The organism is Moraxella canis, assembly GCF_002014965.1.
GTDB classification, from domain to species: domain Bacteria; phylum Pseudomonadota; class Gammaproteobacteria; order Pseudomonadales; family Moraxellaceae; genus Moraxella; species Moraxella canis.
In genome coordinates this window covers 20908-32816 of the sequence record NZ_MUXT01000012.1, presented here as the reverse complement: position 1 = coordinate 32816, position 11909 = coordinate 20908, and the positions used below count along the sequence as shown (strand labels likewise).

The 11909-nt window shown below is 42.3% G+C and carries 14 protein-coding genes; 1 reads left to right on the top strand and 13 read right to left on the bottom strand.

Annotated elements, in window-relative coordinates:
* Positions 1–98 precede the first annotated feature (98 nt).
* The 6 genes from B0180_RS09735 to B0180_RS09710 all read right to left on the bottom strand — a co-directional run bounded on the left by B0180_RS09735 (position 99) and on the right by B0180_RS09710 (position 5099).
* Entirely contained in the window at positions 99–1469 is a 1371-nt protein-coding gene (locus B0180_RS09735; RefSeq protein WP_078256730.1) for a deoxyguanosinetriphosphate triphosphohydrolase, read from the bottom strand.
* A 13-nt stretch (positions 1470–1482) separates the two neighbouring features.
* Positions 1483–2088: a class I SAM-dependent methyltransferase gene (locus B0180_RS09730; RefSeq protein ID WP_078256729.1), complete on the bottom strand. Its 606-nt coding sequence runs from the start codon at positions 2086–2088 to the stop codon at positions 1483–1485.
* 270 nt (positions 2089–2358) lie between these two features.
* Positions 2359–3525, bottom strand: a complete 1167-nt coding sequence (gene prpF / locus B0180_RS09725) for a 2-methylaconitate cis-trans isomerase PrpF (protein ID WP_078256728.1) — start codon at positions 3523–3525, stop codon at positions 2359–2361.
* Between the two features lie 26 nt (positions 3526–3551).
* Positions 3552–4352 carry a cation efflux transmembrane domain-containing protein gene (locus B0180_RS09720; RefSeq protein ID WP_064602420.1) on the bottom strand — a complete coding sequence of 267 codons (801 nt, stop codon included), beginning with the start codon at positions 4350–4352 and terminating at the stop codon, positions 3552–3554.
* A 170-nt stretch (positions 4353–4522) separates the two neighbouring features.
* Positions 4523–4843, bottom strand: a complete 321-nt coding sequence (locus tag B0180_RS09715; protein ID WP_078256727.1) for a type II toxin-antitoxin system RelE family toxin — start codon at positions 4841–4843, stop codon at positions 4523–4525.
* Complete coding sequence (locus B0180_RS09710) at positions 4833–5099, bottom strand: type II toxin-antitoxin system Phd/YefM family antitoxin (protein WP_078256726.1); 267 nt, start codon at positions 5097–5099, stop codon at positions 4833–4835. The genes B0180_RS09715 and B0180_RS09710 overlap by 11 nt, the downstream gene beginning before the upstream one ends.
* A 268-nt stretch (positions 5100–5367) precedes the next feature.
* On the opposite strand from B0180_RS09710, the gene B0180_RS09705 reads away from it, so the two are divergent.
* Positions 5368–5844 (top strand): hypothetical protein, encoded by a 477-nt coding sequence (locus B0180_RS09705; RefSeq protein WP_078256725.1) that lies wholly within the window; start codon positions 5368–5370, stop codon positions 5842–5844.
* Positions 5845–5949: 105 nt separating this feature from the next.
* Here B0180_RS09705 and B0180_RS09700 read toward each other — a convergent pair whose 3' ends face one another.
* The 7 genes from B0180_RS09700 to acnD form a co-directional block, all read right to left on the bottom strand.
* Positions 5950–6237 (bottom strand): DUF1810 family protein, encoded by a 288-nt coding sequence (locus B0180_RS09700; RefSeq protein WP_167366944.1) that lies wholly within the window; start codon positions 6235–6237, stop codon positions 5950–5952.
* Positions 6213–6362 carry a type II toxin-antitoxin system Phd/YefM family antitoxin gene (locus tag B0180_RS09695; protein ID WP_208609403.1) on the bottom strand — a complete coding sequence of 50 codons (150 nt, stop codon included), beginning with the start codon at positions 6360–6362 and terminating at the stop codon, positions 6213–6215. The genes B0180_RS09700 and B0180_RS09695 overlap by 25 nt, the downstream gene beginning before the upstream one ends.
* A 148-nt stretch (positions 6363–6510) precedes the next feature.
* Positions 6511–7431, bottom strand: coding sequence for a DMT family transporter (locus tag B0180_RS09690; protein ID WP_078256723.1), 921 nt, complete (start codon positions 7429–7431; stop codon positions 6511–6513).
* Positions 7424–8368: a guanitoxin biosynthesis L-arginine gamma (S) hydroxylase gene (gene gntB, locus B0180_RS09685; RefSeq protein ID WP_078256722.1), complete on the bottom strand. Its 945-nt coding sequence runs from the start codon at positions 8366–8368 to the stop codon at positions 7424–7426. Before gntB ends, B0180_RS09690 begins: the two co-directional genes overlap by 8 nt.
* A 107-nt stretch (positions 8369–8475) precedes the next feature.
* Positions 8476–8703 (bottom strand): hypothetical protein, encoded by a 228-nt coding sequence (locus B0180_RS09680; protein ID WP_078256721.1) that lies wholly within the window; start codon positions 8701–8703, stop codon positions 8476–8478.
* Between the two features lie 15 nt (positions 8704–8718).
* Complete coding sequence (locus B0180_RS09675; protein ID WP_233424969.1) at positions 8719–9207, bottom strand: DUF1810 domain-containing protein; 489 nt, start codon at positions 9205–9207, stop codon at positions 8719–8721.
* A gap of 114 nt (positions 9208–9321) precedes the next feature.
* Positions 9322–11907 carry a Fe/S-dependent 2-methylisocitrate dehydratase AcnD gene (acnD, locus tag B0180_RS09670; protein ID WP_233424970.1) on the bottom strand — a complete coding sequence of 862 codons (2586 nt, stop codon included), beginning with the start codon at positions 11905–11907 and terminating at the stop codon, positions 9322–9324.
* Positions 11908–11909: the final 2 nt, after the last annotated feature.

Sequence of the window (11909 nt, the reverse complement as noted above, 5' to 3'; positions counted from 1 at the left end):
TTGAGCTATGTATAGTTGGTGAACAATGCCTAAAATCTGACCTAAATGACACGCACAAGCAAGCTGATAAACAAGCTTAATTCATCTGATCAAATGGATTAAAAATTCAAGCCATGATCGTGCCCCATACTCACCCCTGAGATGTCTTTGGCAAGTCGCGCGGCGGTATTGTCGGTGAGTCCACAAATAAAATCAAGCACCATCATATAGTCCTCATAAAGCGAGCGCTTGTTTTGGGTGTCAAAGCCGATGAGACTCAGCGCCAAGGCATGCTTGGTTTGGGTTTTTTGATTTTGATGATGTGCATAGACCGCAGGAATTAATAAATCCAAAATGGAGCTTAAGCAACCAAAGGCGGCGATTTCGGTGGCAATTTTACTGTCATGACGAAAGATTTTATTGGCGGCAAGCTGCTTGGCATCTTGCAGGGTTTTTTTGATGGCGTCGTCGCTGACCGCCAACAAATCTTTATCCGTGAACTTACCCATCATCAGTGCATCATGATGCTCCATAAAAGCATGGCTGACGCTTTCGATGGCTTTACCAATCGTCACGCCGCGCATGGCACCGCAGCGCTGTTCAGGATTGGGGATGTTTTTAAGCTTATCAATGCCGTCGATGTTTTGCACAGTTTTATAAAAATCTTCGATATCAATCAGCCCCATCTCCACTGCGTCTTCAAGATCAAGCAGTGCATAGCAAATGTCATCAGCTGCCTCCATGAGATATGACAGCGGATGGCGTGCCCAATGATCCTCACCAAGCTTGGGCAGACCAAGCTTGGTGGCAATTTGGCGAACCAATGGCACCTCACTTTGATAAAAATTAAATTTGCCGCCATCAGAGCGAGGATTGCTGCTCTCCCAAGGATATTTGAGCAAGGCACCGACGCTTGCAGCAGTCAGGCGCATACCGCCTTGATTTTGGTACATCTCAAGACGCAGCACGGTGCGCAGGCTGTGGGCGTTACCTTCATAAGTGCGAATATCGCAGCGCTGCTTATCGTCATCCAGTGCGTCCAAATAAATACGGTGCTTTGGGTCATTAAACCACTCTCTGAGTACCGCCTCGCCAGTATGACCAAAAGGAGGATTGCCCAAATCGTGGGCAAGACAAGCCACCTGCACGACTGTGCCGATATTGCTTGGGCTGTAGCCCTCAGGTAATAAATTGGCGGACTGTAGGGCAGCGCCCACCATATTACCGATGCTGCGCCCCACGCTTGCCACTTCGACGCTGTGGGTCAGCCGATTGTGCGTGTGGTCTGAGATGGCAAAAGGGTGGACTTGCGTTTTGCGCCCAAGCCTACGAAACGCACGACTAAACACCACCCTGTCATAATCCACATGAAAGCTGCTGCGAATGCTGTCCATGCCGCCAGTGGTTTTTGGGCGAATCTCGCCATTGATGACACTATAGCGTGTCGTTGATAGCCTATCTTGCCAATCTTGAGCGCTGACGGTGGTCATAATATCCCTTTAATTATTCCTTGACCGCCATGGTGACGGTATATGTTTTGCCTTGTTTGATTTTATCAGCATTGCCAAAAACTTCGGTAAACGAACGCTTCATAAAATCACGCAGCCCATTGATAGTGACCACATAAAATCTGCCACCGCTTGTCATGGCATTGTAAGCATCAAGTAAATACAGATAATGCTGCTCTTTACTGGCTTTGGCGGGCAAATTACTCATAACTAAACTAAATTGACGCGATTTATCCACATGATAAAAGCCATTAGATAGCATGACTTCAGCGTTAGTTAGACCGTTATTTTTACAATTAAGCTTGGCGTATTCGACGGCGACAAAATCCTTGTCAATCAATAAATGAGAACCTTCTGGGCATTCGCGCGCGGCGGTCATGCCAAGCACCCCATAGCCACAGCCAAGATCGATGGAGTGATCTGCTCGCTGAAAATCAATATAATCTAGCAGCATCAGGCTGCCGTCGTCCAATTTTTCGGGACTAAAAATCCCCCAAGTACTGGTAAACCCAAAGGGCTTACCGAGCACTTCTTGGCGAAACTGGATATCGTTGCGCCACTGTTTGGATTTGGCGAGTAGATCGGGATTGATTTGGTGCATGGTTGACTCATTGTGTGATGGATTGAATAAATTGTAGCACATTTTATTTCACAAATACCATCAGCAGATTGAGTGACTGCCTGTCATCAGAGGCAATGACGAAAGGTGGGATTTGAAAGGTGTATCAAAATCGGTAAAAAGTGTAAAGTATCAGGCGTGATGGCTGCACCTTCTCACCCAAGCATTGATCACATGGTCATGAAAAACAGTCGGCTACCAACACGGCTTAGCCGACTGCCAAAAATGATCAGACTTAACACCTAAGCGGTCTCAAAAACTATCCGCTGGCACCCAGACTTCGCCAGTCATCAGACGGCGAGCAGAGCGGCTCATGGAGACTTTTTTGGCGAGCCATTTGCCGTCCACATAGTCAGACTGACCGCCCACCGTCAGCGTCCCTGACGGATGTCCAAAGCATACTTCGCTCATGTTCTTACCGCCTGCGGCTTGATTAACCACTGTTCCCACGATGGTCGCCGCTGTGCCAATCGCCACGCTTGCCGTTCCCATCATCGCATGGTGTAGTTGCCCCATGCTCATCGCTCGTGCCAAAAGATTGATTTCACTTGCTTTCACTTGTTTACCGCTAGATGCTGTATAGTCGGCAGCAGGTGCCACCCAAGCGATTTTGGGTGTGTGCTGACGCGTCTCGGCTTCTTTCACATCTGAAATTAAGCCCATTTGTACCGCACCATAGGCACGCACTTTTTCTAATTTGTCTAACAGCTCGCTGTCGCCATTGATGTCTTTTTGTAATTCTGTACCAGTAAAGCCCAAATCACGAGCGTGCAAAAAGATGGTGGGAATGCCTGCGTTAATAAAGGTAACCTCAAACTCGCCCACCTCAGGCACGACTAAGCGGTCGGTCAAATTACCGGTGGGGAACATATCGCCGTCAGCGTCCACAGGGTCAATAAATTCAATCTTCACTTCGGCAGCAGGGAAGGTAACACCGTCTAGCTCAAAATCGCCAGTTTCTTGTACTTGACCATTGGTGATAGGCACATGGGCGATGATGGTCTTGCCGATATTTTCTTGCCAAATACGCACCACGCAGACACCATTGTCAGGGATATGATCAGCATCCACCAAGCCATTGGCGATGGCAAAGGCGCCGACCGCCCCAGTCAGATTGCCACAGTTGCCCGACCAGTCAATCATCGGCTTATCAATCGCCACCTGCCCAAACAGATAATTGACATCGTGGTCAGCACGGTCTGACTTGGATAAAATCACCACTTTGGACGTGCTTGATGAGCCATTGCCAAGTCCGTCAATCTGCTTGCCATAGGGGTCAGGACTGCCAACCACACGCAGCAAAAAGTTATCTCGTGCCTGCCCTGACACTTGGCAACGCTCGGGCAAATCTGCCAAATTAAAAAATGTACCTTTGGAAGTACCGCCACGCATGTAGGTGGCTTTGACTGATGTTTGCATAAAAACTCCTTTGCTGGTGAAATGAATTATTTTGCCAATTTTAAAATATTTCTGGCACCAAATAATACAATGACAAAGATAATCATGCCAATGATTAAATCAGGATAGCTAGAATGAGTCAATAACGTCAATGCTCCCGCCGCTATCACACCGATATTGATGATAATGTCATTGGATGTAAAAATCATGCTGGCTTTGATATGGATTTCTTTATTTTGATTTTTGCTCAGTAGATATAAGCACAGCCAGTTTGCAATCAATGCCAAAAATGCCGTGCCAATCATCAGTTGATAATTGGGCAGCTGCTCAGCACCGATAAAACGCCTAATCACTTCTATCACCCCAAATAACGCCAATATTATCTGCGTTATCCCCGCCAAAAATGCCACACGTTTTTTATACGCCAGCGTCATACCAATGGCTGATAGCGCCAATATATAGACAAAGCTGTCCGCCAGCATATCTAGACTATCAGCAATCAGCCCCATAGAATTAGCAAAAATACCAACCGAACACTCTATGATAAAAAACACAAAGTTAATCATGAGCACTTGATATAATAATCTTTTTTCTAAGCGCTCATCAGGCTTATTAAACACTATCTTATCAACAATCACTTCGGTGGAAATGATATGACTATCAAAATTAAGCGGTTCAAGTACTTGTAAAATCGTTGTATCTTGATTATCGTGATAGACGGTTAAGCACCGCCCAGCAATATCAAACTGTAATTCATAAATATCAGATACATCTTTTAAACGCATGCGAATGAGTTGCTCTTCGGACGGGCAGTCCATTTTGGCAATGTTAAAAATGGTCTTTTTCATCTATTTAGTGCCTTGTTTTGATCGGGTTGGCTCAAATAAATCTGTGTTTATATTGCTGCTTGGTAATTTTTGGATGGTTTGAGTAAATTGATTAGGTTAAAATGTACCTTTGGAAGTACCGCCACGCATATAGGTGGCTTTGACTGATGTTTGCATGATTACTCCTTGTCTTATAGCTTGTCGTCTGAATGGGTTTCGTCTAACTCAAGCTCTCTTTGCGCCATCATATCATAGACATGATTATTTTCACGTTTACCCACAGCGATGACATAGACTATCAATACATCATCCACCACTTCATATACCAAGCGATAGCCAACCGCTCTTAGTTTGATTTTGTAGCGATTGGTACTGCCTGATAATCGTGCTGATGGCACATGCGGATTTTCTAGGCGTTCAGCCAATTTTTTGGTAAATTGTGCCTTGATGGTGGGTGCTAACTTTCGCCATTCCTTTTTAGCTTGTGGTATAAATTTAAGCTCAAAAGTCATCGCTTAATAACTCATCTAGGGTTACCGAAACAGCTTTGTTCAAGTCCTTTGTTCGTTCATCGCACAAGCGGTTGAGTTTAACATCATCCAATAACTCCATCATTTTTTCAAAAGTTTCACTAGGAACAAGATAAGCTGATGGTGTATTGTGATTTAAAATGACAATCGGCTCTCCCATCGCCTGTTCAATCAATAAACTTGGGTTGCGTTTTAATTCTGAAATACTGGCAGATTGCCCAGCGTACAATGGCTGCATTTAGTTTCCCCTAATAAGTTCTAAATTTAGTGCTAAAATTGAGTTTTATTTTAGCACTAAATTTAGACCAAAGCCACCTAAAGATGGCTTTAAGTATCGCCACGCATGTAGGTGGCTTTGACTGATGTTTGTATGGTTTTGTTCCTTGTCTAAAAGATTGTTTATAAAACGCTTGATTTATATTTTATAATGACATACATTTCTTTTATAGTAAAATACATTTTCTATATGACAATGGATTATCTACCAACTGGCTGGAGTGTTCTTTATGCTAAATAAGTACATGTTAGGTATTCTTTTGATGACGCTATTAGGTTGCCAACAGCCTAATATTGAAACTTCAAAAGAACCTATAAATACTAAGCCAAACCACGAGAAAACAGCCACATTATCGACACAACAAATACCTAACGACCAACACAACCCATCTGTTTTTGTTGCTCACTTAGAGAAGTTAGAAGAAGTGGGAGATGCTGCTTTTTATACAGGTATTCTTAATGAAAAAAATGGTTGTCTGTATATTGATGACCGTTTGGTTTTAGTTACTGGTATTTATGTCAAATGGCAAAATGAGCCATTTTGGATTGGAAATAATCACGGTGAAAAATTTAAACTTGGCGACACAGTCAGTGTTGGTGGTTCAGAAGCGAAATACACCAAAGATTTTATTGATGATATTAACAATTCAAATTGCACGGCAGATAAAATTTGGCTTACACTTAATATCAATAAGCCTTTTATGTAACAAAATAGCGTTAGTAAAAACTAACGCTATTTTCATTTTATTGACTCAAAAACTCCCCCGCTTAAGAGTGATTGCAATTTTACATCCCATCTCTTTGATGATCGACTAATCCATATTGGCGACAGTATCAATTTGAATGCTTTGCTTTTGTAAGATGAGCTTGGTTGTATCATCTGGTTTTGCATCAAAATATTTTGCCAAAACTTTCTCAAAAATAGGATCTGCGTTCGGTGTTAGCGAAAACAAAGTTAGGCTAGATAGTAGTTTTAATGAATCGGTGTTACCAAAAATATTCAAGGCTGTTCTATTGTCCAGATCTAACAAAATGTGACAGCACTCAATTAGTCTTGATCCAAGAATAGGGTGGTTTAGATAGGCTTGTGCCTCGTCCAAATCTTTGATGGCGTATTGTGATTTAAAATGACAATCGGCTCTCCCATCGCCTGTTCAATCAATAAACTTGGGTTGCGTTTTAACTCTGAAATACTGGCAGATTGCCCAGCGTACAATGGCTGCATTTAGTTTCCCCTAATAAGTTCTAAATTTAGTGCTAAAATTTAGTTTTATTTTAGCACTAAATTTAGACCAAAGCCACCTAAAGATGGCTTTAAGTACCGCCACGCATTTAGGTGGCACGGGTTGGGGTTTGCATTTTAAGTTCCTTTATTAAAATTTACTTTTGGATAACCAATTTTGGTGCATTTGGTTAATTAAAATTATGCCAAAAATAATAAACACTGCTCCAATAAAAAACTGATAGCTAGGCAATTCACTTAAAAACATCCAAGCCATAATAACCGCAAAAATAGGCTCCGATAACTCTGTTACTTGCACTTTTGCAGCAGTTAAATAGTTTAATGCTTTGGTTGTACAATAAAATCCCAATATAGTTGGTAAAATTGCTAATGCCAATATATTAGCAACAATAACTGAGTTCCAATCAATGGTATGTATATTTAGCATATAAGGAAAAAATAAATATATACTACCAAATAGCATAAATAGTCTTGTTAAATAAATTCCACCATTTAATGAAAACCTCTTTACCAATACAGAAAAAATACCATAACCAGTACCCGCCAAAATAGCATTTAATAACATATTAAAATTACTACCGCCAGACCAAGAAATGGCAAATATACCAATAATTGCCAACAAAGTCCCCAATATTGCAGAAATGGTTAGTTGTTCATTTAACAAAATCTTACCAAAAATCAATGCAGACACCGAAGCGGAAGCCATCAAAACAACAACAACATTAGAAGCAAAACCATATTGATAAGCCGTAGTTTCAAAGAAAAACAAAACAAAAATTCCCAAAAATGCACAAATCGCCACTTTTAATAATATTGAAGTCCAACCAATAGTTTCAAAAGCATTTTCACCAACCACAACACTTTTTTGCTCAGAAAACGGTTTTTTAACTAAAATTAAACTTAATATTAAAAATGCCGATACTGTTTTAAAAAAGGCAATATCTTGTGGATTTAATCCATTTTGCAACAATATTTTACTGAAAATACCAATAGATGCGTTCAGAGCAGCCGCAGATAAAGCCAATAAAATCCCCAACATTATTTTAGACATACTCTTTTCTCAATAACTGTTGCCACATAGACGGGTTTTTATTGTTAGAAATAAAAATTCCACCAAATTGTGCATTTATAGAACGATATTCATCATCTTGCATTAAAATAAAATGAGCTTTTTTTAAATTCCAAAACGGAATAGCAGGGAATAAATGATGGATAAGATGATAATTCTCTCCGTGCATTCCTGTAAAAAAATGTTCTACACAATGACTAAAACGATTTCTAGAAATTTCTATGTTGCTTTTTGTATAAGCAATCATAGGATAGTGTTCTGCCAATTCAATAAACCAAGTTATCATCTGAAAAACAGTCAGATAGGGTAATAACCAATACAAAAAATAAAATTTATAACCAACCAGCTTTGTTCCTAAAATAAAAAACACTAAATGAACAAATAAAATTTTCAACAATTCTTTTTTGTTTGCATTAGACATTAAACGATTTATAACAAGGTACTTGATATTAGAAAATAATTTTAAACATAAAATTGGAGCAAAAAAGAATTTACAAAAAAATTCTTTTTTGCTATGGGTATGAAATACGCCTGAACTTTTATAATAATCATAATCTGGGTCTAAGTCTGTACCTATTTTAGGATGATGATTTTTAACATGAGATTGTGTATAGCTATCCCAACTTTGAAAAATAAGGTAACCAGAGAAATAAGTTCCGATTATTTTTCCAAATTTCTTATTCCGAGTAAGTGCAGAATGAGATGCCTCGTGCAAAATAGTTGCTAATGCTCTTTGCCGACTACCAATAATTAGCAATGTTAATGGTAAAAACCAATATGAATATTCAGCCAATACAATAGCAAAAATAATTAAGGCATAATCCATTAACAACGCAATAGGTGCGTGCCAATTATCGTAAACATAAAGAGTTTTAATTTGTTTTAAAATCTCTCTATCAAATTTTTTATGGTTTATCATTCAAATTCCTCTCAATTTCAGTAGACTGACAATAATGTTCTATATTATTATATTAGATATAACAAATGTTTAATTGAAAGCTACAAAATTGTGTCTTTGTTAAGCTTCTAATCCTTCAAAAACTCCCCTGCAAACTGCTGTAACACTCCGCCTGCCTTATAAGTCTTGACTTCGGCGTCGCTGTCTAGTCGGCAAGTCACAGGCACTTTGACTGTGTCGCCATTGGCTTTATTAACCACCAAAGTCAGCTCACCGCGTGGGGCAAGCTCACCAATCACGTCATAGGTCTCCGTGCCGTCAAGAGATAGCGTAGTGATTGCAATTTTGCATCCCATCTCTTTGATGATCGACTAATCCATATTGGCGACAGTATCAATTTGAATGCTTTGCTTTTGTAAGATGAGCTTGGTTGTATCATCTGGTTTTGCATCAAAATATTTTGCCAAAACTTTCTCAAAAATAGGATCTGCGTTCGGTGTTAGCGAAAACAAAGTTAGGCTAGATAGTAGTTTTAATGAATCGGTGTTACCAAAAATATTCAAGGCTGTTCTATTGTCCAGATCTAACAAAATGTGACAGCACTCAATTAGTCTTGATCCAAGAATAGGGTGGTTTAGATAGGCTTGTGCCTCGTCCAAATCTTTGATGGCGTATTTAATGGCAGCCGCACTTTTCCCTAGCCCTTGTATTTGTGGGAAAATGTACCACATCCAATGAGTCAGTTTTTTACCATTTTTCAGCTCTAAAACGGCTTGATTGTAAGTTTTTTCTTGAGCAATTTCAAAGCGAGATAAATCAACGGGCGTCATAAAATTTTTACAAAATTCTAAATGAATCACGGCTATTTATTGCATCATGCATAGAATGCGACGGATAAATGATTGGCAGGGAAGCTTGTATGTGACCTTCCTGCCAACCTGTGTAGAAGTCAGAATGTGATTATGCGCTTCTACTCATCCTTTCAAAAACTCCCCTGCAAACTGCTGTAACACTCCGCCTGCCTTATAAGTCTTGACTTCGGCGTCGCTGTCTAGTCGGCAAGTCACAGGCACTTTGACTGTGTCGCCATTGGCTTTATTAACCACCAAAGTCAGCTCACCGCGTGGGGCAAGCTCACCAATCACGTCATAGGTCTCCGTGCCGTCAAGACCCAGCGTGTGGCGAGTCGTACCGTCCTTAAACTGCAAAGGCAGCACGCCCATACCAATCAAATTGGTACGGTGAATGCGTTCAAAGCCTTCTGCCACAATCGCTTCCACACCCGCCAGTCGCACGCCTTTGGCTGCCCAGTCTCGGCTTGACCCTTGTCCGTAGTCTGCCCCTGCGATGATGATGAGCGGCTGTTTGCGGTTCATATAGGTTTCAATCGCTTCCCACATACGCATGACTTCGCCCTCAGGCTCCACACGAGCCAGCGAGCCTTGACGGGTGGTGCCGTCGTCGTTTTTGACCATTTCATTAAACAGTTTGGGATTGGCAAAAGTGGCACGCTGAGCGGTCAAATGGTCGCCGCGGTGCGTGGCATAGCTGTTAAAGTCTTCTTCGGGCAAGCCCATTTTGGCCAGATATTCGCCCGCCGCTGAGCTTGGCAAAATGGCGTTTGACGGCGATAAATGGTCGGTGGTGATGTTGTCAGGCAAAATCGCCAAAGGACGCATGCCCTTTAAGGTACGCTCGCCAGCAAGCGCCCCTTCCCAATACGGCGGACGGCGAATGTAGGTGGACATGGGTCGCCAGTCATATAGCGGACTGTCCGCCTTTTGACTGCGGTCAAGGTTAAACATGGGGATATACACTTCACGAAACTGCTCAGGTTTGACGTATTTAGCCACGATGTCGTCAATTTCTTCATCACTTGGCCAAATATCAATCAGGCGAATTTCTTTGCCGTCCACCACGCCAAGCACGTCTTTTTCAATGTCAAAGCGGATTGTCCCTGCAATGGCATAAGCGACCACCAGCGGTGGGCTTGCCAAAAAGGCTTGTTTGGCGTAAGGATGAATGCGTCCGTCAAAGTTGCGGTTGCCTGATAATACGGCAGTGGTGTACAAATCACGGTCAATGATTTCTTGCTGAATTTCAGGCGTTAGGGCACCGCTCATGCCATTACAGGTGGTGCAAGCAAAGGCGACAATGCCAAAGCCCAATTTTTCAAGTTCAGGTAACAAATTGGCTTCTTTTAGATAAATTTCCGCCACTTTTGAGCCGGGAGCAAAGGACGATTTGACCCAAGGTTTGCGAGTTAAACCAAGCTCGTTCGCCTTTTTGGCAAGTAAGGCGGCAGCGACAACGTTTCTTGGGTTTGATGTGTTGGTACAAGACGTAATCGCTGCGATAATCACCGCCCCATCAGGCATTAAGCCATCAGTGCGGTTTTCTACCACGCCTGCGATGCCTTTTGCTTTTAAATCAGCCGTTGAGACACGAGCGTGCGGATTGCTTGGGCCTGCGATGTTGCGAGTTACGCTGGATAAATCAAAGCTCAAAACTCGCTCATACTCTGCTGTTTTTAGGCTATCCGCCCACAGTCCTGTGTGTTTGGCATAAGTTTCAACCAGTTTCACTTGGTTCTCATCACGTCCTGTCAAACGTAGATAATCAATGGTTTGCTGGTCAATGTAAAATAGCCCTGCGGTCGCTCCGTATTCAGGGGTCATGTTGGAAATGGTGGCTCTATCGCCGATGGACAAGACGCTTGCCCCTTCACCAAAAAACTCCACATACGCCCCAACGACACGCTCTTTACGCAAAAATTCGGTCAAAGCAAGCACAATATCAGTGGCGGTAATGCCTGCCTGTCTTTTACCTGTTAAATGCACGCCGACAATGTCAGGCAATCGCATCATGGATGGCAAGCCAAGCATAACGCATTCAGCTTCTAGTCCGCCCACACCCACACTAATCACACCCAAAGCGTCCACATGGGGCGTATGGCTGTCTGTCCCCACACAAGTATCAGGATAAGCCAAGCCGTCTTTGACTTGTACCACAGGCGACATTTTCTCTAAGTTAATTTGGTGCATGATGCCGTTGCCAGCAGGGATTACGTCCACGTTTTCAAAGGCGGTTTTTGTCCAGTTGATAAAATGAAAACGGTCATCATTTCGGCGGTCTTCAATGGCACGGTTTTTGGCAAAAGCATCAGGGTCATAGCCACCATGCTCCACCGCCAAAGAATGGTCTACAATCAGCTGAGTTTGCACCACAGGATTGACCTTAGATGGGTCGCCCCCTTGCTCGGCGATGGCGTCTCGCAAACCTGCCAAATCCACAAGGGCGGTTTGCCCCAAAATGTCATGGCACACCACACGGCACGGATACCAAGGAAAATCAGACGTGCGTTCACGGTTGATGATTTGTTTTAATGCGGTGGTGAGTTCGTCTTTATCGCTCACTTTTCGCACCAGTTGCTCTGCCAAAATGCGTGATGTATAAGGCAGTTTGTCATAAGCGTTTGGCGTGATATCATTGATGGCTTGACGGGTGTCAAAATAATCAAGCTCGGTATTGGGTAGGGGTTTACGGTATTGGCTATTCACTG